The organism is Methylobacterium crusticola (assembly GCF_003574465.1).
Lineage (GTDB): Bacteria > Pseudomonadota > Alphaproteobacteria > Rhizobiales > Beijerinckiaceae > Methylobacterium > Methylobacterium crusticola.
The window spans coordinates 1-22,983 of the sequence record NZ_QOWC01000013.1; the positions used below are offsets into that span (position 1 = coordinate 1).

Consider the following 22,983-nt stretch of genomic DNA (forward strand, 5'->3'; position numbering starts at 1 on the left):
CCGGCGCGGGCGCGCCCGACGCCGCGCCGGCGCGCGCGGCGGAGCCGGGGCGGGGGAGCGGGACCCGGCCCGTGGCCGCGCCCGCGAGTCTCGCGGACGACGGCGAGGCGCTGGTCGCCGTGATGTGCGACGAGGAGCGGCTCGCCCGGCCCTGACGCGTCAGTAGGGCGTGCCGGCCCGGCGCTTCTCGCCCAGGGCCTCGGCGTACCAGGTCAGCTCGTCGAGGAAGCGGCCGGCCTGCCGGTCGAGCCAGGGCTGGGCCGGGCGGCCCTCCTCGTCGAGGGTCTCCTCGACCTCGGGGATCGGCAGGAGCGAGGGGATGCTCGGGGTGCCGAGCTCCGCCAGCATGGCGCGGAGCTGCATGGCGGCCCGCACGCCGCCGTAGCGGCCGGCCGAGTAGCAGACGATGGCCGATGGGCGCCAGAAATACTCCTCGAGGAAGTGGTCGAGGGTGTTCGACAGGGCCGGCGGGATGCTGTGGTTGTACTCGGCCGAGACGACCACGAAGGCGTCGGCCCGCCGCAGGAGCCCGGCCAGCTGCTCCAGCACCTCCGGCGCCTCGCCCGGCGGGTACTCCTTGTACATCCGCTCGAGGAGCGGCAGCCCGAGCCCGGCGGGATCGATGAGCGGCGCCTCGTGGCCGCGGGACCGGAGGGCCGCGACGACGTAGCGGGCGGCGCGCAGGCCGCTGCGCCCCTGCCGCACCGAGCCCAGGATGACGGGGATCACGAGCGCCATGGCGAAACCTCCGGCCGCGCGGGGACGCCGCCAGGATAGCCGAGACGGCCGGCCCCGTCAGCCGGAGCCGCCCGGACGGGGAGCCTCCGGCCCCGGCGGAGCGGACCGCGACGGCGCTCACATCATCCCGAGCATCCGCGGCAGCCAGAGCGAGATCGCCGGCACGTAGGTGACCACGACGAGGAAGATCAGCATGGTGAGGAGCCACGGCCAGACCGCGATGGTCAGCTCCGTGATGCCCATCCGGGTGATGCCCGAGGCGACGTAGAGGTTCAGCCCCACGGGCGGGTGGCACATGCCGACCTCCATGTTGACCACGATCAGGATGCCGAAATGCACCGGGTCGATGCCGAGCTTGGCGGCGATGGGGAACAGGATCGGCGCCATGATCAGCACGATGGAGGACGGCTCCATCACGTTGCCGGCGAGGAGGAGCAGCAGGTTGACGATGAGCAGGAACACCACCCAGTTGAGGCCGGCGCCGGTGATCCAGCTCGCCATCGTCTGCGGGATCTGCTCGCTCGTCATCAGGAACGAGAACAGCACCGCGTTGGTGATGATGTAGAGCAGCATCGCGCTCATGTTGGCGGAGTCGAGCAGGACCCGCGGCACGTCGCGCAAGGTCAGGTCCCGGTAGACGAACACCGCGATCACGAAGGCGTAGACGGCGCTCACCGCCGCCGCCTCGGTGGGCGTGAAGGCCCCGGAGTAGATGCCGCCCAGCACCAGCACGATCAGCAGCAGGCCCCAGACCGACTTGCGGAACGCGACCCAGCGCTCGCGCCAGCTCGCCCGGGGCATGCGCGGATAGTCGTTCCTGCGCGCCCGGTACCAGGTGGTGAGGCCGAGGAGCGTCGCCAGCATCAGGCCCGGCACCACGCCGGCGACGAACAGGGTCGAGATCGAGGCCGAGGAGACCCGCTGCCCCTGCGGCCCGAACACCACCGCGCCGCTCGTGGCGACCGAGTACATCACCATCACGATCGAGGGCGGGATCAGGATCCCGAGCGCCCCCGAGGTGGTGATGACGCCGGCGCCGAAGCGCTTGGGGAAGCCCTGCGCCACCATGGCGGGCAGGATGATCGAGCCGATCGCCACCACGGTGGCGGGGCTCGAGCCCGAGATCGCCGCGAACAGCGCGCAGGCCAGCACGCCGGCGAGCCCCAGCCCCCCGTGCCAGTGGCCGACCATGGAGGTGGCGAAGTTGATCATCCGGCGGGCGACGCCGCCATGGGTGAGGAAGTTGCCCGACAGGATGAAGAACGGGATCGCCATGATCTCGAAGTTCTCGATCCCGGTGAACAGCTTCAGGGCCACCGCCTCGATCGGCACGCTCGTCAGGGTGAACAGGAAGGTGAGGACCGACAGGCCGAGGGCGATCGAGATCGGCATGCCGGTGAGCATGAGGGCGATCAGGAGCCCGAAGATGATGGCGGCGTTCACGGCCGCGCTCCGTCGGCGCGCGCCTCGGCCGCGAGGTCGCGGGCCGCCTGGGGCGACTCGACGACGCCCTCGACGTGGCCCGGATCGTGGTGGGGCAGCACCCCGTCGCGCCAGAAGCCCCAGGCCACCTGGAGGAAGCGGAAGCACATCAGGTAGGAGCCGAGGGGGATCGCCAGGTAGACGATCCAGCTCGGGATCTCGAGGTCCGGCGAGGTCTGGTCGGTGTCGACGAGCCCGTAGACGAACCGCGCCCCCATGGTGCCGACGATCCCGGTGAACAGGGCGCCGCAGAGGAGCCCGAACAGCACGACCTTCCGGCGCAGGCCCGGCCGCAGCTGGTTGACCACGACGTCCACGCCGACGTGGATGCCGGTGCGCACGCCGTAGGCCGCGCCGAACTTCGCCATCCAGACGAACATGTAGATGCACAGCTCCTGGGCCCAGGAGAGGTGGATGGCCGCCGTGAGCGGATAGAGCGCCGGGATGCCCGAGGCGTAGCGGTGCACCACCGCGACGAAGATCAGGAGCGTCGCGGCCGCCATCAGGCTCGCGATCAGGATTTCCTCGAGCCGGTCGAGGATGCGGAGGGCAGGCATGGGGCCTCGTCGGAGCGGTGGCGAGGCGCGCGCGTCCCTCTCCCGTGCCGGGAGAGGGCGCGGCCGCCCGCCAGGGAAGCGTCGGCGTCGCGCGGCGACACCCTACTGCGTGGCGCCCTTCGCCTCGCGCTGGAACTCCTCGATCACGTCCTTGCCGACGCGCTTGCTCATCTCGGCCGTGACGGGCTCGAGGGCGGCCTTCCAGGCGGCCTTCTCGTCGGGCGTGAGCTCCAGGAAGGTGATGCGGCCCGACTTCCTCATCTCGTCGAGGGCCTCGGCGTTGTCCCGGCTCGCCGCCTCGTTGGCGAAGGCCGTCGCCTCCCGCATGGCCTTCTCGAGCTCGCCCCGGACCTCCGCCGGCAACCCGTCCCAGAACTTCTTGTTGGTGATCACCGCGTAGCCGATGTAGCCGTGATCCGAGAAGGTCAGGTACTTCTGAACCTCGTGGTGCTTCTGGGTGAACATGTTCGAGGGCGTGTTCTCCGAGCCGTCGACCACGCCGGTCTGCATGCCCTGGTAGACTTCCGAGAAGGCCATGACCTGCGGGATGGCGCCGAGGGCGCGGAACTGCGCCTCCAGCACCTTGGAGGACTGGATGCGCATCTTGAGGCCGCGGAACTCCGCCGGCATCCGCAGCGGCTTGTTGGCGCTCATCACCTTGAAGCCGTTGTCCCAGTAGGCGAGGCCGGTGATGCCCTTCGATTCGAGCTTGGCGAATAGGCGCCGGCCCAGTGCGCCCTCGGTCACCCGGCGCAGGGCCGCCTTGTCGGGCAGGATGTAGGGCAGGTCGAAGACCTCGAATTCCTTCGCGCCGAGCGGGCCGAACTTCGCGAGCGACGGCGCCAGCATCTGCACGGCGCCGAGCTGGAGCGCCTCGACCTCCTCCTTGTCCTTGAAGAGCTGTGAGTTCGGGTAGACCTCGATCTTGACGCGGCCTTTGGTGTACGTCTCGGCCAGCTCCTTGAATTTGTCGGCGCCGCGTCCCTTGGGCGTGTCGGGCGCGACCACGTGGCTGAACTTGATCAGGATCGGCGCCTGGGCGAGGGCTGCGCCGCCGAGGAGCAGGAGCGCGGCGCCCGCGCCGAGCGCGCGCCGGGTGAGTGCCCGGACGGCACGGGGGGGAGGGGTCATGGCGTCTCCTCGTCGTCGTTCTTCGTGTTCTCGCCCGGGACCCTGACAGCCCGGGCCGCGCGGGGCAATGCGACGATCGCTCAAGCCCCCGGGCCGGACTCGCTCTCGGATTCCATGCGGACGCTCCCGGCCGCCGCGGTCCAGCCGCGAACGCCCGCCCCCGCCCGCCGGCCGGCGACCGCGAAGGTCCCGCCGTCGACCATCGGCGCGACGCCGCGGTAGCGGAACCTCGCCGGCGCCCGCCCGAGGAGGCCGGCCGCGAGGTTGAGGAGCAGGCTCGCCTGAAGGGGGCCGTGCACCACGAGGCCCGCGTAGCCCTCGACCCCGGTGGCGTAGGGCCGGTCGTAGTGGAAGCGGTGGCCGTTGAAGGTCATGGCCGAGTAGCGGAAGAGCAGCACCGGGTCGGCCGCGACCTCCCATGCCGCGTCCGGGGCCTCGGCCGGCACCGGCGTGACGGCGCCGGCCGGAGCCCCGGCCCGGCTCGCCTCCCGGTAGACGATGTCCTGCCGCTCGCGGATGGCGACGCCGCGTCCCGTCTCGTAGGCGTGCCGGACCGCGACGAAGCAGAGCGCGCCGGTGCGCCCCTCCTTCACGCTCACGTCCGCGACGGTCTCGTGGCGCAGCACGCGGTCCCCGACCCGCAGGGGCTGGAGAATCTCGACCTCGCCGCCGGCCCACATCCGGCGTGGCAGGGGAACGGGGGGCAGGAAGCCGCCCTTCGCGGCGTGCCCGTCCGGCCCGAGGGTGTCGGCGCCCGGCGTCTCGGGCGCCAGGCACCAGTGCAGCGCCAGGGGCGCCTCGCCCTCCGGCACGGCGGCGAGGTGGGGCGCGAAGGTCGCCCGGTACTCCGCGACGAGGCGCGGCGTGACCGTGTCCTCGACGGTCCGGGTCCGGCCGATCCAGCCGCGCAGGTGCTCGACGTCGATGGCCGCCATGCTGTGCCCTCAGTACGAGCGCGGCAGCCCGAGCACGTGCTCGGACAGGTAGGACAGGATCAGGTTCGTGGAGATCGGCGCCACCTGGTAGAGCCGCGTCTCGCGGAACTTGCGCTCGACGTCGTACTCCTCGGCGAAGCCGAAGCCGCCGTGGGTCTGGATGCAGGCATTGGCCGCCTCGAACGACGCGTCGGCCGCCAGCATCTTGGCCATGTTGGCCTCCGGCCCCGGATTGGCGCCGCCCTCGTAGAGGCGCAGGGCCTCGCGCACCATGAGCTCGGCGGCCCGCATCGCCGCGTAGGCCTTGGCGATCGGGAACTGCACGCCCTGGTTCTGGCCGATGGGCCGGCCGAACACCCGGCGGTCGCGCGCGTAGGCGCTCGCCTTGCCGATGAACCACTTGGCGTCGCCGACGCACTCGGCGGCGATCAGGATCCGCTCGGCGTTCATGCCCGACAGGATGTAGCGGAAGCCCCGGCCCTCCTCGCCGATCAGGTTCTCGGCCGGCACCCGCAGGTCGTCGAAGAACACCTCCGTGGTGGCGTGGTTCATCATGGTGCGGATCGGCCGGACGGTCAGGCCGCGGCCCACCGCCTCCCGCATGTCGACGAGGAGCACCGAGAGCCCGTCGGTGCGCTTCATGCCCTCGGCCTGGGGCGTGGTGCGGGCGAGGAGCAGCATCAGGTCGGAATGCTCGGCCCGGCTCGTCCAGATCTTCTGGCCGTTGACGACGTAGTGGCCGCCGTCCCGGCGCGCCGTGGTCTTGAGAGCGGAGGTGTCCGTGCCGCTCGTCGGCTCGGTGACGCCGAAGGCCTGGAGCCGCAGGGCGCCCTCGGCGATGCCCGGCAGGTAGCGCCGCTTCTGCGCCTCCGAGCCGTGCCGCAGCACCGTGCCCATCGTGTACATCTGGGCGTGGCAGGCGCCGCCGTTGCAACCGGCGCGCTGCACCTCCTCCAGCACCGCCGCGGCGGCCGAGAGCGGCAGGCCGGAGCCGCCGTACTCCTCGGGGATCAGCACCGAGAGGTAGCCCGCCTCCGTGAGCGCCGTCACGAACTCGGTGGGGTAGGCCATCTGCCGGTCGAGGGCGCGCCAGTACTCGCCCGGGAAGCGGGCGCAGAGCCTCTGCACCGCCTCGCGGATCTCCGGGTAGCTCTCGGTCTGGGTGTCGTCGGTCATGGGTCTGCCTTCCTGCGGTGCCGTCCGGCCCGGGCGCGGCGGGGTGCCCCACCGCGCGCCCTTCGTGCCGCCCGCCTCCCGGTCCTCCGCGGGCCGGGCGCGCGGCACTCCGTCAGCCGCCGAACTCGGCGCGGATCGCGGCGTCGTGCTGGCCGATCGCCGGGACCGACCCGAGGGGGCGTGCCGTCCCGTCGATCAGCGCCGGCGGCGCGACGATGCGGGCCGGGCCGTTCGGGGTCTCGACCGTGACCCGTCGCAGGGCCGGATGGGTGACGAGGTCGGCGAGCGCGTTGACGAAGCCGTAGGCGGTGCGGGCGGCGGAGAGGCGCGCCGCCGCCTCGTCGCGGGTCAGGGCCGCGAAGGCCTCGGCCACCCGGGCGTCTACCACGGGGCGGTTGGCCACCCGGACCGTGTTCGACTCGTAGCCGGGCCGGGCGGCGAGGTCCGGCGCCTCCAGGACGCCGGCGCAGAACGCGGCCCACTCGCGCTCGTTCTGGATCGAGATCAGCACCAGGCTGTCGTCGGCGGTGCGGAACGCCCCGTAGGGGCAGATCGACGGGTGGGCGAGCCCGACCCGCTGCGGCGCCCGGCCGGTGCCCTCGAAGTAGAGGAGCGGCACGTTCATCCAGTCGGCCATGCCGTCGAACAGGCTGACCTCGAGCCGGCTGCCCTCGCCGGTGCGCTCGCGGGCGATCAGCGCCTCGAGCACCGCGGCGTGCGCCGCCATCCCGCAGGCGATGTCGCAGACCGAGACGCCGACCCGTCCGGGGCCGGCCGGGTGGCCGGTGATCTCGGCGAGCCCGCTCTCGGCCTGCACCAGGAGGTCGTAGGCCTTCATCTGCGCGTAGGCGTGGCCCGAGCCGTAGCCCGTCACGTCGACGGTGATCAGCCGCGGGTAGCGGGCGCGCAGGTTCGGCGCGCCGAAGCCGGCCCGGGCGGCGGCGCCGGGGGCGAGGTTCTGGATGAACACGTCCGCGTCGGACAGGATCGCGTGCAGCAGGCGGGCGTCGTCCGGATCCTTGATGTCGGCGACGAGGCTCTCCTTGCCGCGGTTGAGCCAGACGAAGTAGCTCGCGAGCCCGTTCACCGCCGCGTCGTAGCCCCGGGCGAAGTCGCCCTCCGGCCGCTCGATCTTGATCACGCGGGCGCCCGCGTCGGCGAGGCGCGAGGAGCAGTAGGGCGCCGCCACCGCCTGCTCGAGGGACAGCACGGTGATGCCGGCAAGCGGGCTCGCCTTCGGCGGCCGCGCCCCCGCGCTCCCGTGCTCGTCGGTCACCGGGCCGCGGCCCGCTTCCTGCACCATCCGGCACCCTCCCGTGCGCGGCCCCTCTTCTCGGGCGCACCCGGGCGCCGGGGGACCTCGGGCCGCCCGGGGGCGGCCGCCCTGCAAACTAGGCGGAACGGTGCGGCCGCGCCACTCCCTACCGCCGGCATCGCCTTGATGTCGCACCCTTTTTCACGTCGGACCGGAGCGTGGCCGGGCGCCCGATGCCGAGCCATGATGGCGGGCGCATGGCCCGGTGTCCAATATATCGTTGAGCCGTCTTCGATATGCGGGGCGTATTGCATATCGGCCCGGCACTCTCGGGAGCGGGCGCGGGCTCCCGCGCAGAAGACGCCTGGACCGAACCCGGGGCCGGTGCTTAACTCACGGCAACCACTAAGGGTGGAGACGTCACGTGGCTGCGCAGCATCGGTGCATCGCGATCGTCGGTCCGTTCCAGAGCGGCAAGACCGCGCTCTTCGAGGCCATCCTCCACCGTACCGGCGCGATCGACCGGGCCGGGCGCGCCGGCGCCGGGAACCGGGTCGGCGACACCTCCGCGGAGGCGAAGGCCCACGGCATGAGCGTCGAGCCCAACGTCGCCGGCACGACCTTCCTGGGCGACGCCTTCACGTTCATCGACTGCCCGGGCTCGATCGAGTTCGCGCACGACCTGCGCGCCGTGCTGCCGGTCTGCGACGCCGCGGTGGTGGTCTGCGAGGCGGACGAGCGCAAGCGCCCGGCCCTCGAGCTCACCCTGCGCGAGCTCGAGGCCGCCGGCATCCCGCGCCTCGTCTTCATCAACAAGGCCGACGCCGCCGCGGGCTCGCTGCGCGACGCGCTGGCCCTGCTCCAGCCCGCCTCCGCGGTGCCGCTGCTCCTGCGCCAGATCCCGATCTGGGAGGGCGAGGCGGCGGTCGGCTTCATCGACCTCGCCCTGGAGCGGGCCTTCATCTGGCGCGAGCAGGCGCCGAGCGAGGTGGTGGCCCTGCCGGCGGGCGAGCTGCCGCGGGAGAAATCCTCGCGCTTCACCATGCTGGAGCGCCTCGCCGACCACGACGACGCCCTGATGGAGGACCTGATCTCGGAGGTCGAGCCGGCCCGGGACCGGGTCTTCGCGGACCTCGCCCGGGAGTTGCGCGAGGGCCAGGTCGTCTCGGTGCTGTTCGGCTCGGCCGAGCACGGCCACGGCGTCACCCGCCTGCTCAAGGCCCTGCGCCACGAGGCGCCCGGCCTCGCCGCGACCCGGGCCCGGCTCGGGATCCCGGACGAGGGAGCGCCGCTCGCGCAGGTGGTCAAGACCCTGCACACGGGCTTCGGCGGCAAGCTGTCGGTGGCGCGGGTGCTGCGGGGCGGTTTTCGCGAGGGCGAGGCGGTCGCCGGCTCCGGGGGCGCCGGCAGCCGCATCGCCGCCATCACGGCCCTCGCGGGCGGTTCCGGCGGCCGGATGCCGGAGGCCCGGAGCGGCGAGGTGGCGGGCTTTGCCAAGCTGGAGCCGATCGCCACCGCCGAGGCGTTCGGCCCGGGCGGCGAGGCTCCCGCCCCGATCCTGACCCTCGCCCGCCCGGAGCCGGTCTACGCGGTGTCGCTGCGCGTGCGCGACCGCAAGGACGACGTCCGGCTGACTGCGGCCCTCGCCAAGGTGGTGGAGGAGGATCCCTCCCTCACCCTGGAGCACCGGGCCGAGCTCGGCGACATGCGCCTGACCGGGCAGGGCGAGATGCACCTGCGGGTGGCGGTGGAGCGCCTGAGCTCGCGCTTCGGCATCGGGGTCGAGACGGAGCGCTCGAAGGTCGCCTACCGGGAGACGCTGCGGGGCCCGGCGAGCGCCCGGGCCCGGCACAAGAAGCAGACCGGCGGGCACGGGCAGTTCGCCGACGTCGCCATCGACGTCCGGCCGCTCCCCCGCGGCGAGGGCTTCCGGTTCGAGGACGAGGTGGTGGGGGGCGCGGTGCCGCGCCAGTACATCTCCTCGGTCGAGGCCGGGGCCCGGGCCTTCACGATCCGGGGGCCCCTCGGCTTCCCGGTGGTCGACCTCGCGGTGACCTTGAAGGACGGCGCGGCGCACGCGGTCGATTCCTCGGACGCCGCCTTCCAGGCGGCGACGCGGCTCGCCATGGACGAGGCGCTGGCGAAGGCCGGGCCGGTGCTGCTCGAGCCGATTCTGGCGGTGTCGGTCGCGGTCCCGAGTGGCGCCACCGCCCGGGCGACCGGCCTCGTCACCGCCCGCCGCGGCCAGATCCTCGGCTTCGACGCCCGGCCGGGCTGGGCGGGCTGGGACCAGATCGACGCGCTGATCCCGGAATCCGAGATGGGTGACCTGATCGTCGAGCTGCGCTCGGTCACGGCCGGGGTCGGCACCTTCACGACCCGCTTCGACCACATGGCGGAGCTGACCGGACGGGCCGCGGACGCGGTCCTGGCCGGGCAGCCGGTGCGGCGGGCTGGGTAGGCGCGATCGCTCGAATGCCGCGCACCCCGGGGAGCGTCCGTTAAGTCCCTGGCGCCTAAGATCGCCCCGGTCTCAGGAGGAGCGGATGCGGACAGTTCTGGTCATCGGTTCGGTCATCCTCGCGCTCGCCGCCAGCGTGGTGCCGAGCGAGGCGCGGGGGCGGCGCGGCGGCATCGGACTCGTGCTCGTCGGGACGGGTGGCGCGCCGCGCCCGACGCCGGCCGCGGCGCAGGGCCAGCCGGATGCCGGGCCGGTGATCCGGACCGCGACCGCCGATCCGGCGAGCCCCGAGCCGATGACGACCGGGACGACGACGCGCGCCAAGCCCCGGGAGGCGCCGCCGGCCGAAGCCTGGTGCGCCCGCGGCCGCGTCTTCGGCACCGGGGCGGGCTTCTGCGCGATCAACTGACGGCGCCGTCGCGGCGGCGGCGCGTGCGGGCCCCGGCCGCGAGCGGCAGGGCGCTCAGGCGGCCCGCGGGGCTGCGAGCCTCAGCACGAGGGCGCGCTTGGCCGGAGCCGGGTCGCCCGGTCGTCACGGCAGCGACAGGCGCCGGACGTTGTCGCGCACGTGCTCCCGGTAGCGGTCGATCACGCGTTCGGGCGAGCCGCCCGCGAGCAGCGTGCCCGTCGCCTCAATCGCCGCGCCGATCTTCTCGTTCACCATGCGCTGGGCTTCCATCTGCCCATCGACGCCGCCCCAGGCGAGCCTGACGAGGCGCAACTCGACGACCTTCTGGGCCTCCAGGGCAAGCATTGCCGTCGCGTACCATGCCTCGAACATCCGCGTCTCCGTTGTGCGTGGTCACGCGCCCGGTCGGTCGGAGCAGGGAATCCGCTCCGCCGCCGGGGCGGTCGACAGATCGAGGCGGGAGGGCGGCCCCGGCGCCGCGCGAGGCGCGCGGCCGGGGCGTCCTCCCGGGCAGCGGCGCGCCCGCGGGCGTCGCGCCCGATCCGGAGATCCCGCGGCGACCCCCGCGGGCGCCCGTCCGGTCGGGACGGGCGTCAGGCCGCCCGGTAGGGCCGCCGCGCGAATCCGGTCATCAGGCTGGCGCGCCGGGTCAGGTCGCTCCAGCAGGAGAAGGCGGCATCGACCGCCCGGGCGATCTCCGCCGCGTGCAGGCTCACGAGGGCGGAGGGCGACCGCGCGCCGACCACGGCCTGCCAGAAGGCGAGCGCGGCCAGGCTCTCGCCCTGCACGAAGATGAGGAGGCGCGCATTCATCTCGATCACCCCCTGCATGGCCGCGAGCGGCAGTTCCTCGGGGGCGGGTGGGGGCGCCGGCTCGGGCCCGGGTGCATCGTCGGCAGCGGCGGGCTCCGGGATCACGGCGGCTTCGGGCGCGGTCGCCGGCGCCTCGGCGCACGCGGGGTCGGCCACGGGCGACGCCGCGGGAGCGACGGGCTCGGACGGGATCTCGGCGGTGTCGAGGGGAGGCGACGCGGGCGGCCCGGCCTCGACGGCCACGGCGGCCTGCGGCGCGAAGTCCTCGGCGTCCGCGACGGGTTCGTCCGCGACGGCCTGCGGCGCCGCGAGGGCCTCCGCTGCCGCGACCGGCTCGGCCGCGCCGTCGTCGTCCGTCCCGGCGCTCGGCGCTGCCGCGCGATCCTCGACCGGCTCGGGCGCGGGCGCGGCGACCGGTGCCACGTCGTCGTCGGTGGCGACCGCGACGGTGTCGTCGTCCCGCGTGGCCGCCATCGGGGCCGCCGGAACGGTGCGGTTCACGGGCTTGCGGGTGCTTCCTCTGCGCCGGGTCGTCATGGGTCGGCCTCCTCGAACGCGTTGCTTCCGGCTCGCGGCGCGGAAGCGATCGGGGCCCCGCGTGCCGGGACGAGAGGCCCCGGGGGCGGAGCATCACCCGCAGGGCGGGGGCACCCCGCCGGGCGTCGGCGCGCCCGTTCCGGGGCGCGAGCCGCCCGGGCCCGGTCGCGGAGCGCCGCGGAATATGCGGGCGCTCCGGCGGGATCAGGCCTTGGTGGCCGTCTCCTGCAGGCTGGCGAACTCCTTCGCCTGGGTCTGCAACGCCGAGATCTGGTTGCGCATGTACTCGCTCTGGAGCTGGAGCGCCTCCTGCACGTCGCGCGAGCGCACGAGCTTCTCGGCGAGGTCGAAGGTCGCCGCGACGTGCTGCTCGGTGTAGTCGAAGCCGCGGGCGACCGCGACGCCGGCCTGCGGGGTGCTGGTCGAGGACTGCACGGTCTCGGCCATCTTGCGCGCGGTGCTCAGGAAGGTGCCGAAGGCCGAGCGGGCGTTCTGCACGCCCTTCTCGGCGAAGTCGCGCATCTCGGTCGGAATCTCGAAGGGCTTCGCGGTGCTCATGGTCGTTCCCTCAGGCATGCGTGTTGTGCGCCGCCAGGGTGTATTGTGCGACGCAGCATGATCATGCTGCGTTGCAGCGCGAAAGTCAACCGATGCGCATTATACAGCCGGATCCAGGCCGTCTCCGCGCCCTGCCGCTACTGCGTGAGCCGGAACTGGGCGATGGAGCTGCCGATGCTCTGGAAGGCGGGCTTGAGGTCGTTGGCGGTGATCACGTTGTAGAAGAACCCGTCCTTGCTGGCGCACGACTTCAGCATGTCGGCGTTCCCGTCGATCACCCGCACCGTGTAGATCGTGATGCCGGCGTTCTTGGCGGCGGTGCAGGCCGACAGCGTCCGGGCGTTGAACGACGACGCGCTGAGGCAGTTCGTGAAGTAGTCGTACCAGGTGCCGGTGCAGACGTTCTGCCAGCGGTTCTCCGTGTTGTCCCCGTCCGTGAGGACGACCATGATCTTGGTGACGCGGTCGTTCGAGAGGTCGACCGCCGTGGCGAGCGGCCCGTAGGGGGTCAGCGCCTCCATGCCCCAGGCCACCCCGATGGTCACGTTGGTGTTGCCGCCGGCCGTCATGCTGTCGATGGCGGTGTTGAGGCTGGCGTAATCGGTGGTGAGCGGGCGGATGCTCGTCAGGGTGGGAGCGCCGTTCGAGGTCGTGTCGCAGGTGTCGGCCGGGTAGGCCGACGCGCCGGAGGGCTCGGGCACGGGAAGCTGCACGTCGTAGGACTGGTCGCGGTCGTCGATGCAGCCCTTCCAGGTGGTCTTGGAGACCGCGTTGACCTTGGTGTAGCTGAGCCATCCCGCCGTCGTGACGGCGGTGCCGAGGTTGACCTGCCGGGCGAACGGCACCAGGGCGACCTTGGCGTCGCTGCGGCTGACCACGGTCTTGTCGAGGTAGGCGAGGAAGTCCTTCGAGGCCTGCTTCAGGGCGGCGAGCTTGCCCGAATCGTTCATCGACCCGGTGTTGTCGAGGACGAGCGCCACCTCGACGGCCTTGCCGCCGGCCGTCGCCTGCGAGCTCCCGCTGACCACGAGGGGATCGGGATGCATGATCCGGCTGAACGAGGTGTCGACGGTGGCGGTCGCCGCGATCGTGACCTGCACGCCGACCCGGGTGGGCGTGAAGCTCGTGACCGTGACGCCGGTCTTCGCAGGGAAGCTCGCGGTGAAGAACGCCTGCGCGCGGTTCTTGAAATCCGTGTCGCTCGTCAGCGACGGCGATTCCCGGATCACCGCGAGGGCGGTCGCGTCGGTGGCGCTCTGGATCTCGGCCTTGACCTCGATCGTGCGCGCGTAGTCGATGCCGGCCCCGACGAGGAAGATCACCGGGATGAGGACGATCGCCAGGACGACCGCGATGACACCGTCCTCGGAATGCTGAAAGCGACGCACCAAGCGCTTCACCAGAGACTTGCCCCTCTCTGCGTGGACCCGCCCGATCACTCAACCTAAGAGATTAAAAAACAGTCCTGTACAACTCGTGCCCGTTCCATCAAAGCCGCAACATGCCGTTAACGCCCCCCGGACGCGCGGCGCGGCAAGGCGGCGTTAACGAACAATCGCTATGCTGAAGGATGTCCCCGATCCTGCGTTCGGGACCTTCATCGGCCCGCGTCCCCGCGGCCGTGGCACGTGCGTGACGAGGACCCGATGGCCCATCTGCGGTTCAGACCCAATCCTGCCGGCCTGCTCGCCGTGGCGCTGGGTGGCGTCGCGGCCTTCGGCTGGGGCGCCTTCGGCCTCGCCGCGTCCGGGCGAAGCGCCGCCCAGACGAGGCTGGTCGAGGTCGAGGGCGAGCGCGACGCCCTCGCGGCACGCCAGAAGCAGTTCCAGGAGACGGATGCCGAGCTCAAGGACCGCCAGGCCAGGATCGCGGCGGCCCGCGACGAGATCGCCCAGCTCGGCGCCGCCCGCGAGAAGGCGAAGGCCCAGGCCGCGCTGGCGCAGCGCGATCTCGCGACGATCACGAAGCGCCTCGACCAGGCCAGGGACCGGGTGAACCAGACCGGCAGCATCGCGCCGGCGCCGGCCGAGCCCGCCAAGAAGCCCGCCCGCTAGGGCGCTCCCCGCCGGAGCAGGCGACCGGTCCGGCGCGGTGGCGTGCCGGCGCGGCTCACTGGAGGCGCGTCCTGTAGGTGTCCCCGGCCTTCGCCTTCAGCTCGGCCCCGGCATCCCGGCCGATGGCGGCCGCCTCGGCGGCGAGGCCCTCGCGGTGCGTCGCCCAGTGCGCGCTGCCGTCGGGCAGGAACAGGAGGCCGTCGAGGGTGAGGCGGTCGCCGTCGATCGCGGCGAGCGCCGCGATCGGGGTGCGGCAGGAGCCGTCGAGCTCGGCGAGCAGCGCCCGCTCGGCCGCGATCGCCGTGGTGGTGCGCGGGCAGGCGACGGCCTGGAGGCGCGCGATCAGGTCCGTGTCCGCGGCCCGGCACTCGATGCCGAGCGCGCCCTGGGCCACCGCCGGCAGCATCTCGGACACGGGCAGGATCTCCTGGGCGCGGTCGGCGAGGCCGAGGCGCTCCAGGCCCGCGATGGCGAGCAGGGTCGCGTCGCAGGCACCCTCCTCGAGCCGGCGCATGCGGGTGTTGGCGTTGCCCCGCAGGGGCACGACCTTGAGGTCGGGGCGCCGCATCAGCACCTGGGCGCCCCGTCGCAGGGACGAGGTGCCGACCCGGCTCCCCGGCGCGAGGTCCGCGAGCCGTCCCGCCCGCGGCGACAGGAACGCGTCGCGCGGATCGTCCCGCTCCAGGATGCAGGCGATGACGAGGCCGTCCGGCAGCCAGGTCTCGACGTCCTTCATCGAGTGGACCGCGACGTCGATCTGATCGGCGAACAGCGCCTGCTCGAGCTCCTTCGTGAACAGCCCCTTGCCGCCGATCTCCGAGAGCGGCCGGTCGAGGATCTTGTCCGCCACGGTGGTGATGACGACGAGCTCCATCGCACCCGGCGCGGCGAGGTCGGGATGCGCCGCCGCGATGCGGTCGCGGACCATCCCGGTCTGGGCGAGCGCCATCGGGCTGCCGCGGGTGCCGATGCGCAGGGGACGGTGTGCCATGAGCGGGTGCCGTGCCGGAGAGGGGTCTCGCCCGATCGCGAGTAGCCGCAAGCGGCGCCCGTGTCACGCGCCCCGTCACGCGGCCCGTCACGCGCGCGGGCCCGCGACCGGCCGGGCGCCCCCCCCCCCGGGCGGCCGGCCGGGCCGGATCAGCCGTCCCCGGGCCCGAGGATGCGCTCCAGGCGCTCCGCGTAGCGCGCGCCCGCGCCGCGCAGGCGCCCCGCCTCCGCCGGATCGGCGGCGGCCTCCACCGCCATGCTGGCGGCGCCGAGCCGGAAGGCGAGGTAGCAGGGCGTGAGGAGCGCGAGCAGGTCGGGATCGACGGGGCATCCGCCCTCCCGCGCGACGGTCGCGGCGAGGCGCGCGCGCGCCGCCTCCGGCAGGTCGAGCTCGACCGCCGCGCCCGCCACGTCCCAGGCGACGTCCTGGCAGCCGACGAGGTCGTGGGTGGCGTGGTGGTCGAGGGCGTCGCACTTCAGGAGGCGCCCGTCGGGGCGGACGAGGAACTCCCAGGCCTGCATCCGGCCGTCGATCGCGATGGGGCGGGCCCGGCGCGCGAGGGCCTCGACCCGGTCCGGGCTCCAGCGGTCGAGGGCCCGCGCCGGGCCGGCCCCGAGGGCCTCGCCGACGTTGTGGCGGGCCATGGCGAGGAGGTCGGCGAGGCGCGCGCCTCGATCCGGCCCGGCCGGGAACGCCCGCGCCCGGAAGCCGAGGTAGCGGCCGACCTCCTCCGCGAGGCGGTCCGGGTCGACGGCGCAGAGGTCGAGGGGAGGGGCCGCGGCGATCCAGCGCTCGACCAGGAAGCCGTGCCGGACGCCCGCGACGGGCGGCGTGAACCCGGCGGCGCTCAGCGCCCGGGCGATGTCCGCCTTCGCCCGGGCGCCGGGCCCGAGCCCGGCGAACTTGAGGAGCCAGGTGCCGCCGCCGGCCGCGAGCAGGAACTTGCGGCGCTCCTGCTGGGCGTGCACCGGGGGCCAGGCGGCCTCGTCCCGGCCCTGCCGGAAACGCCAGCGCCCGCCCGAGACCTCCACGAGCGGCCCCTCGGCCGGGCCCACCAGGTCGGCCACCCAGCCCGCGAGCCCGCCGCCCGGCCCGTCCTGCCGCACCACGTCCTCGAACGGCGCGACGTGGCGGGCCATGCGGGCCCAGCGGGCGCGGGCGGGGGCGTCGGAGCGGGGCCCCGGCGGGCCGCCGTGGCTGGGCAGGAGCGCGACCCGGCGCTCCGGGATGCCGAGCCCCGCGAGCGCATCGATCACGGCCCCGAAGGAGCTGCCCGACAGGCCCGGGCCCTCGTCCGCCACGGCGACGCAGGGCGGAGCGTCCCGGGTGATGCGCCCGCGGAGCGCCTCGCCGAGGGCGAGGGTGCGCCGGAACGGGTGGCCGACCGGCCGCACCGTCACGACGGTCCCGGCGCCGAGCCCGGCCGCCGCCATGGCGCCGAGCGGCGCACCGATGCTGCGGATGCCCACGACCCGCGTCGCGGCCGGGAGGCCGGAGCGCGCCGCCGCGATGGCGTAGCTCTCCGGGTAGAGCGCGTAGAACGCGAAGCCCTCGGCCCAGCGCGTCGTGACGGCGTCGGGCAGCGGCGCCGCCGCGAGGCGCGCGAGGGCGGGCGCGAACGCCGCCGGCCCGGCCGCGAAGCCGCTCCGCCACGAGGCCCAGACGGCGCGGGCGATGTCCATGAGGAGCTCCGTCGCGGCGTCCTGCGCGGGCGAGGGCGCGTCGTCGCCCCGCGCCTCGAGCGCCGCGTCGGCGATCCCCTGCGCGATCTCCCCGGCCTCGATCAGGGCGCCGGCGAGGTCGGCGTGGCGGCCGATCCCCGGCGGCCGGGCCGCCGCCTCCCGGAGCAGCGCCGCGAGGCCGGCGAGCCGCTCGCGCGGATCGCATCGCCGGGTGGTCTCGCCGTAGACGAGCACGCGGCCACTCAGCCGGCGCTCACCCGCCCGGGCGCGTAGCGCCGCACCATGTCGGCGCAGAAGGCGGCGAACTCCTCGGGCACCTGCGGGGGGCTGGTGTGGTGGGGCACGATGCCCCGGTGCTCGGGGGTGAAGCAGAACGTCACCGTGACGTCGAAGTCGCTCAGCGCCGCCATCTGGCGGTCGAACCAGGCGAGGGCGCCGGGGCGGAAGCTGTCGGCCCAGGACAGCCCGGTGCGCAGGTAGGTGACCCCGAGGCGCTTCATCCAGGCGACGGCCTCGTCGAGGCGGTGGTCCTCGAAGTGGAACCACTGGCACAGGCCGAGGGCCGGCGCGTGCCTGGCGAAGGCCTCGAGGGCGAGCTTGGGCGTGCCGTCCTGGCGCAGCAGGCCCATGTGGAAGTGCCGGTAGTAGGAGGACCCCTCCGCCTCCCGGTGCCGGGTCGTCGCCTCCCACTCGCGGGGCAGGTCGTAGAGGCTGTACCAGTGGATGCGCGGCGCGCGCCCGACCAGGAGCTCGGCCGTGCGCTCGAGTCCCCAGAGCTGGACCTCCTCGGCCCCGAAGGTCGAGATGCCGACCTCGGAGACCCAGACCGGCAGGTCGGTGACGGCGCGGATCTCCTCGATCTTCTGCGGCCACTCGTGGACCTGCCAGAGGTTCCAGTCGAGGGGGAACCCGTGCACCGCGACGGCGTCGACGGCGTCGAGCACGCCCTGCCTCTCCATGCGGCGGATGAAGGAGGGATCGATCGGCGAGATGCCGCCGAGCACCCGGGTCAACCCCGGATTGACCGCCCGGATGGCCTCGCCCGCCCGCTTCGCCATGGCGCCGAAGCGCACCCAGTCCGGGTCGGTCTCGGGATCCCAGTGCGACTTGTTGTTGGGCTCGTTCCAGAGCATCACCGCTTCGATCACAGGCCTTCGTCCTCGGCTGTCGGGGCGTCGCGCCGCGGGTCGGCCGGGCGGACCGGATGGACCGCGCCGGCGCCGGGCGGGAGGGGAGCGCAGCGGCAGACATAGACCTCCTCCTCCGGGCGGGCCACGATGCCGAAGCCGCTCGCGCGCAGCATCGCCTCGGTGCAGGCGCGGTTGGGCACCCACCAGTTGGTCCAGTCGTCCGCGTAGCGGTGCTCGATGAAGTGCAGCTTCGGGTAGCCGGGCTCGGCGAAGTGGTCGGCCTTCCAGAAATCGTAGTCCTCGGCCACCGGCGCGACCTCCGGGGAGCCGCGCTGCATCGACTGGAACACGAGGAGGTCGCGGGCCGCGTGCGCGCGGATGAGGTCGAGCGCGAGGAGCGGGTGGCGCAGGTGGTAGAGCACGCCGAGGAACAGCACGACGTCGAAGCGCTCGCCGAGCGCCCCGACGTCGTAGACCGAGAGGTTGCGGAACTCGATGGCCTGCCCCGTCTGGGCCGCGGCGAAGCGGGCCTGCGCGAGGTAGCGCTCGTCGGAATCGACCGCCACCACCCGGTCGGCGCCCCGCCGCTTCATCTCGATGGCGTAGAAGCCGCCGTTGCAGCCGATGTCGAGTACGCTCTTGCCCGCGAGGTCGGCCGGGATCGCGTCCGCGAAGCAGCGCCACTTCACCCGCGGGTAGTCGCCCAGGAAGTGGTTCGGCGCGGTCGGCACGCCGTTGAGGTCGATGTTGTGGAACCATTCCCCGAGCGCGTCGATCTGCCGGCGCAGCGCGGAACTCTCCTCGGCCAAGCTCATGGGCGGGGTCCTCGGTCGTCGGGGCACGGGGCCGCGGTGAGGGGCGGGGCGGGGGCGGGGCCGGCGCGCATCGGCTCAGGGCCCGCAGGCCTGGGCCGCGGGCTCCCCGAGGGAGAGCCGCCCCGGCGCCCCGTTGCGGTCGGCCTCGCCGAGGAGCGCGATGGCCGAGCGGTAGCCGTCGAGGGAGCCCACGTCGACGTAGGACCGGCCCGCCCGGATCCCGACGGCGCGGCCGCCCTCGGCCAGGTAGGCGTTCACCAGCGTGCCGATGTACTCGTCGGAGCGGCCCCGGGCCCGCCAGAGGGCGTGGAGCTCGCCGAGGACGCGGCCCGGCATCTTGAAGGCCCCCCAGATCCAGGACGAGGCCGCATCGCTCCGCTTGACCTGGATCTCCGTCACCCGGTCCTCGGCGTCGAGGATGACGGCGTCGAAGTGCTCGGGCCGCTCCACCGGGAAGAGCAGGAAGGAGAGCGCGTCGTCCGGGAGGCTCCCGAGGGCGTCCTCGGGGAACCAGACCGTGTCGGGGAGCCCGACGATCACCGGCTCGTCGGGCGTGACGAGCGGCAGGGCGCGGAAGATCGCGTCGCACAGGCCGACGGGGCGCGGCTGCACCACGTAGGCGATCGGCACGTCGCCGTAGCCGGCGCCGTAATACTCGACGATGTCGGATTTCCCCGGCGAGATCACGAAGCAGATCCGCGTGGCGCCCCCGCGCAGCATGCGCTCGACGAGGTACTCGCTGACGGCGCACGGGCGCGCGGCGCCGTCGCGCAGCCGGCTCCCCACGGGCAGCAGCTCCTTCGAGAAGGCGAGGGGCTGGATCCGGCTGCCGCGGCCCGCCGCGGGCACGATTCCCCACATGTCACGCCTCCTCGGTGAGTTCGGGCACGCGGGATCCCGGAGGCGGCGGCACCTCCGAGAGGATGCGCTCGAGCGCGTCGAGGCGGCGCGCGGCGACGTGGTCCCGCAGGGTGCGCGCGCGGCCGGCCTCGGCGATGCGGCGGATCTCCCGGTCGCTGCGGTCCATGGCCGCGCAGACCTCGTCGGCATCGCGGGCGATCAGGATCTCCTCGCCGGGCTCGTAGAACGCGTCGAGCCCCTCCCAGGTGTCGCTCAGGACGGCGCTGCCGCAGGCGCTCGCCTCGAACAGGCGCCCGGACGGGCACCAGCCGCTCTCCGCCATGGCGCCCCGGGTGACGTTGAGCGTCAGGCGCGAGGAGGCGAAGAAGGCCGGATGCTCCTCCGGCACGACGTGGTGCACGAAGTGGATGTTGGGGGTCCAGGGAAAGTCCGCCGGGTACTGCGCGCCGCCGATGAGGAAGCGGCTTTCCGGACGGCGCCGGGCCGGCGCGATCAGGAGGGCGGACACGCCCGCCTGCCGGTCGGCCGCGTAGGTGCCGAGGTAGGACAGGTCGGCCCGGTAGCGCTCGAGGGGGCGGGCCGGCCGGTGCACGCCCGGGTCGACGTGCCCGTAGAGCGGCGCCACCCGGCGCGCGCCGAGCTCGTCGCGCAGCGCCGCGAGGGCGCGGCCCCCGGTGTAGCTCAGGACGAGGTCGAAGCCCGCGAGGCCGCCGGGACCGACGTAGTCGACGGCCTCGCCGCGGCGCAGGCGCGCGAGCGTGACGGGCGTGTCGAGGTCGTAGAAGACCCGCCGCGCCCGCGGGGCCGCGAGGACGAGCTCCGTCGCGGCCGCGGCGTCCGGGCAGTAGGACGTCACCATGGCGACGTCCGCCCCCGCGACCTCCCGGGCCGCGAGGGCGCGGATCCCGTCCCAGTCCTCGTACAGGACGAGGCGCCCGCCGGGCAGGGCGGTGAGGTCGCGGTGGGCGCGGTAGTAGGGCACGTCGCGCTCGAAGAAGACGACCTGGTGGCCGCGCTCCGCCATGGCGCGGCACAGGCCGCGCCAGAGGGTCGCGTGGCCGTTGCCCCAGGCCGAGCTGACGGTGAGACCGAATACGATCAGCTTCATCGCGGCCTCACGCGCCGGCCGCGGCCGGCCGGCCCGGGGGCGGGCCCGGCGGTCCGGGGGGCCGGGGGCGACGGCGGCCGGCTCACGTCGGCTCCGACGATCCGGCGGGAACGGGGTCGGGCAGGCCCGCGACGAAGCGCAGCGTGCGCTCCCGCGCCTCGTGGTCGGTGAACTGGTGCGGCGGCGCCTTCATGAAGTAGCTCGAGGGTCCGATCAGGGCGCCGCCGGTGCCCCGGTCGCGGGCGAGCTTGGCGCAGCGCACGGCGTCGATCACGATGCCGGCCGAGTTCGGCGAGTCCCAGACCTCGAGCTTCAGCTCGATGTTGAGCGGCACGCCGCCGAACGCCGTGCCCTCGAGCCGGATATGCGCCCACTTGCGGTCGGTGAGCCACGGCACGTGGTCGCTCGGCCCGACGTGGATGTCGTCGGGGGCGAGCGGCACGTCGAGCTGGCTCGTCACGGCCCGCGTCTTCGAGAGCTTCTTCGATTCGAGCCGCTCGCGTTCCAGCATGTTCTTGAAGTCGGAATTGCCGCCGAAATTGAGCTGGTAGGTCCGGTCGAGCCGCACGCCGCGCTCGCGCAGGAGGTTGGCGAGCATCCGGTGCACGATCGTGGCGCCGACCTGGCTCTTGATGTCGTCGCCGACGAGCGGCAGCCCCCGGGCGGCGAAGCGCGCCCGCCAGGCCGGGTCGGAGGCGATGAACACCGGGATGCAGTTCACGAAGGCGCAGCCGGCCCGCAGGGCGCAGTCCGCGTAGAACTCGGCGGCGCGCTGCGAGCCGACCGGCAGGTAGCAGACGAGGACGTCGGTCCGGCTGCGCTCGATCTCCGCCGCGACGTCGGCCTCGGGCACCTCCGATTCCGGCACGTCGGCCCGCAGGTAGGCCCCGAGCCCATCGAGCGTCGGCCCGCGCCGCACCACGACGCCGCTCGGCGGGACGGCGGCGAAGCGCTCCGTGTTGTTGGGCGCGACGAGGATCGCCTCGGCCACGTCGCGGCCGACCTTGCCGGCATGGATGTCGAAGGCGCACGCCACCTCGACGTCGGCGACGTGGTAGCCCCCGAGCACGACGTTCATCAGCCCCGGCACGGCCTCGTCGGGGCACGCCTCCCGGTAGTAGTGCAGGCCCTGCACGAACGAGGAGGCGCAGTTGCCGACGCCGACGATGCCGACGCGAACCTTGGGGCCAGCCATCACGGCCTCCTCACGCGCGCTGAACCGAGCGGGCGGCGGGACGCCCGCCCGCTCCCGGCGGCGCCGCGCTCACTCCGCCGCAAGGACGTCACCTTCGAGCCGCTCCATCCGGAGCACCGGCTCCGGGGCGATCTCGCGGGAGAACCACGCGATCGTCGCCTCGAGGCCTTCCTCCAGCGCCACGGCCGGGGCCCAGCCGAGCAGCTCGCGCGCCCGGGTGATGTCGGGCTTGCGCCGGCGCGGATCGTCCACGGGCAGGGGCCGCGCGACCACCCGCGAGGCGGTGCCGGTCAGGCGCACGACGCGCTCGGCGAGGTCGCCGATGGTGAGCTCGTTCGGGTTGCCGAGGTTGACGGGCCCTCCCGGCGAGGCGTCCCGCCCCATCAGGCGCATCAGGCCGTCGACGAGGTCGCTCGCGTAGCAGAACGAACGCGTCTGCGTGCCGTCGCCGTAGATCGTGATGTCGAGGCCGGCGAGCGCCTGGCAGATGACGTTCGAGACGACCCGCCCGTCGTCGGACCGCATGCGCGGGCCGTAGGTGTTGAAGATCCGCGCGACCCTGACATCCGTGCCGTGCACCCGCTCGAAGTCGAAGGCCAGGGCCTCGGCGGCGCGCTTGCCCTCGTCGTAGCAGGCGCGCGGCCCGGTCGGGTTCACGTTGCCCCAGTAGGATTCCCGCTGCGGGTGGACGTCGGGATCGCCGTAGACCTCGCTGGTCGAGGCCTGGAGGAAGCGGGCCCCGTCCGCCCGGGCGCGCTCGAGCAGCCGGTGGGTGCCGAGCACGCTCGTCATCATCGTGTGGACCGGGTTCGCCTGGTAGTGGGGCGGCGAGGCCGCGCAGGCGAGGTTGAAGATCCGGTCGAAGCGCGGCAGGCGCGGCAGCGGATCGACGAGGTCGGCCTCGACGAACGTGAAGCGCGCCTCGCGCCGGAGGTGGTCGAGGTTGGCCTGACGCCCGGTCAGGAGGCTGTCGAGGCAGGTGACGCGCGCGCCCTCGGCGAGCAGCGCGTCGACCAGGTGGGACCCGATGAACCCGGCCCCGCCTGCAACCAGTACGCGTAGGCCTCTCTCTCCGGTCATGGCACCTTCCTTCTTC

22 protein-coding genes are annotated in these 22,983 nt (G+C 73.8%); 3 read left to right on the plus strand and 19 right to left on the minus strand.

All coding sequences use genetic code 11. The features are described from left to right. Window positions 1-159 precede the first annotated feature (159 nt). The 7 genes from DT057_RS10335 to DT057_RS10365 form a co-directional block, all read right to left on the minus strand. Window positions 160-738, minus strand: coding sequence for an NADPH-dependent FMN reductase (locus DT057_RS10335; protein WP_128562013.1), 579 nt, complete (start codon window positions 736-738; stop codon window positions 160-162). A 117-nt stretch (window positions 739-855) separates the two neighbouring features. Next, window positions 856-2,181 (minus strand): TRAP transporter large permease, encoded by a 1,326-nt coding sequence (locus DT057_RS10340; RefSeq protein WP_128562014.1) that lies wholly within the window; start codon window positions 2,179-2,181, stop codon window positions 856-858. Next, window positions 2,178-2,777 (minus strand): TRAP transporter small permease, encoded by a 600-nt coding sequence (locus DT057_RS10345; protein ID WP_128562015.1) that lies wholly within the window; start codon window positions 2,775-2,777, stop codon window positions 2,178-2,180. Before DT057_RS10345 ends, DT057_RS10340 begins: the two co-directional genes overlap by 4 nt. A gap of 102 nt (window positions 2,778-2,879) precedes the next feature. Beyond that, window positions 2,880-3,908, minus strand: a complete 1,029-nt coding sequence (locus tag DT057_RS10350; RefSeq protein ID WP_128562016.1) for a TRAP transporter substrate-binding protein — start codon at window positions 3,906-3,908, stop codon at window positions 2,880-2,882. 80 nt (window positions 3,909-3,988) lie between these two features. Beyond that, window positions 3,989-4,843, minus strand: a complete 855-nt coding sequence (locus DT057_RS10355) for an HTD2 family dehydratase (RefSeq protein WP_128562017.1) — start codon at window positions 4,841-4,843, stop codon at window positions 3,989-3,991. 9 nt (window positions 4,844-4,852) lie between these two features. Then, window positions 4,853-6,019 carry an acyl-CoA dehydrogenase family protein gene (locus DT057_RS10360; RefSeq protein WP_128562018.1) on the minus strand — a complete coding sequence of 389 codons (1,167 nt, stop codon included), beginning with the start codon at window positions 6,017-6,019 and terminating at the stop codon, window positions 4,853-4,855. A 112-nt stretch (window positions 6,020-6,131) separates the two neighbouring features. After that, a complete protein-coding gene (locus tag DT057_RS10365) occupies window positions 6,132-7,322 on the minus strand; it encodes a CaiB/BaiF CoA transferase family protein (protein WP_128562019.1) in 1,191 nt (396 codons plus the stop codon). A gap of 376 nt (window positions 7,323-7,698) precedes the next feature. On the opposite strand from DT057_RS10365, the gene DT057_RS10370 reads away from it, so the two are divergent. Both DT057_RS10370 and DT057_RS10375 read left to right on the plus strand, forming a co-directional pair. After that, window positions 7,699-9,735: an elongation factor G gene (locus DT057_RS10370; protein ID WP_128562020.1), complete on the plus strand. Its 2,037-nt coding sequence runs from the start codon at window positions 7,699-7,701 to the stop codon at window positions 9,733-9,735. 85 nt (window positions 9,736-9,820) lie between these two features. Continuing rightward, the gene (locus DT057_RS10375) at window positions 9,821-10,144 is read left to right on the plus strand and encodes a hypothetical protein (protein WP_128562021.1); all 324 of its coding nucleotides are present in this window, start codon (window positions 9,821-9,823) and stop codon (window positions 10,142-10,144) included. A 123-nt stretch (window positions 10,145-10,267) separates the two neighbouring features. Here the strand turns inward: DT057_RS10375 and DT057_RS10380 are convergent, their stop codons facing one another. The 4 genes from DT057_RS10380 to DT057_RS10395 form a co-directional block, all read right to left on the minus strand. Next, the gene (locus DT057_RS10380; protein ID WP_128562022.1) at window positions 10,268-10,516 is read right to left on the minus strand and encodes a hypothetical protein; all 249 of its coding nucleotides are present in this window, start codon (window positions 10,514-10,516) and stop codon (window positions 10,268-10,270) included. Window positions 10,517-10,737: 221 nt separating this feature from the next. Next, window positions 10,738-11,493 (minus strand): hypothetical protein, encoded by a 756-nt coding sequence (locus DT057_RS10385; protein WP_128562023.1) that lies wholly within the window; start codon window positions 11,491-11,493, stop codon window positions 10,738-10,740. Window positions 11,494-11,697: 204 nt separating this feature from the next. Continuing rightward, window positions 11,698-12,051, minus strand: a complete 354-nt coding sequence (locus tag DT057_RS10390) for a phasin (RefSeq protein ID WP_128562024.1) — start codon at window positions 12,049-12,051, stop codon at window positions 11,698-11,700. A 137-nt stretch (window positions 12,052-12,188) separates the two neighbouring features. Continuing rightward, window positions 12,189-13,439 carry a vWA domain-containing protein gene (locus DT057_RS10395; protein WP_162501371.1) on the minus strand — a complete coding sequence of 417 codons (1,251 nt, stop codon included), beginning with the start codon at window positions 13,437-13,439 and terminating at the stop codon, window positions 12,189-12,191. Window positions 13,440-13,697: 258 nt separating this feature from the next. Between DT057_RS10395 and DT057_RS10400 the strand changes: the two genes are divergently transcribed. Further along, window positions 13,698-14,105, plus strand: coding sequence for a hypothetical protein (locus tag DT057_RS10400; RefSeq protein WP_128562026.1), 408 nt, complete (start codon window positions 13,698-13,700; stop codon window positions 14,103-14,105). A 55-nt stretch (window positions 14,106-14,160) separates the two neighbouring features. Here the strand turns inward: DT057_RS10400 and hemC are convergent, their stop codons facing one another. The 8 genes from hemC to DT057_RS10440 all read right to left on the minus strand — a co-directional run bounded on the left by hemC (window position 14,161) and on the right by DT057_RS10440 (window position 22,967). Then, a complete protein-coding gene (gene hemC, locus DT057_RS10405; protein WP_128562027.1) occupies window positions 14,161-15,096 on the minus strand; it encodes a hydroxymethylbilane synthase in 936 nt (311 codons plus the stop codon). 149 nt (window positions 15,097-15,245) lie between these two features. After that, window positions 15,246-17,012: a hypothetical protein gene (locus tag DT057_RS10410; protein WP_128562028.1), complete on the minus strand. Its 1,767-nt coding sequence runs from the start codon at window positions 17,010-17,012 to the stop codon at window positions 15,246-15,248. Between the two features lie 8 nt (window positions 17,013-17,020). Further along, complete coding sequence (locus tag DT057_RS10415) at window positions 17,021-17,926, minus strand: glycoside hydrolase 5 family protein (protein WP_128562029.1); 906 nt, start codon at window positions 17,924-17,926, stop codon at window positions 17,021-17,023. After that, a complete protein-coding gene (locus DT057_RS10420; protein WP_128562030.1) occupies window positions 17,923-18,723 on the minus strand; it encodes a TIGR04290 family methyltransferase in 801 nt (266 codons plus the stop codon). Before DT057_RS10420 ends, DT057_RS10415 begins: the two co-directional genes overlap by 4 nt. Before the next feature lie 75 nt (window positions 18,724-18,798). Next, window positions 18,799-19,584 carry a nucleotidyltransferase family protein gene (locus DT057_RS10425; RefSeq protein WP_128562031.1) on the minus strand — a complete coding sequence of 262 codons (786 nt, stop codon included), beginning with the start codon at window positions 19,582-19,584 and terminating at the stop codon, window positions 18,799-18,801. A gap of 1 nt (window position 19,585) precedes the next feature. Then, window positions 19,586-20,692, minus strand: a complete 1,107-nt coding sequence (locus DT057_RS10430; protein ID WP_128562032.1) for a CgeB family protein — start codon at window positions 20,690-20,692, stop codon at window positions 19,586-19,588. An 82-nt stretch (window positions 20,693-20,774) separates the two neighbouring features. Continuing rightward, window positions 20,775-21,887 (minus strand): inositol-3-phosphate synthase, encoded by a 1,113-nt coding sequence (locus DT057_RS10435; RefSeq protein ID WP_128562033.1) that lies wholly within the window; start codon window positions 21,885-21,887, stop codon window positions 20,775-20,777. Window positions 21,888-21,956: 69 nt separating this feature from the next. Next, entirely contained in the window at window positions 21,957-22,967 is a 1,011-nt protein-coding gene (locus DT057_RS10440) for a UDP-glucuronic acid decarboxylase family protein (RefSeq protein ID WP_128562034.1), read from the minus strand. Window positions 22,968-22,983 lie beyond the last annotated feature (16 nt).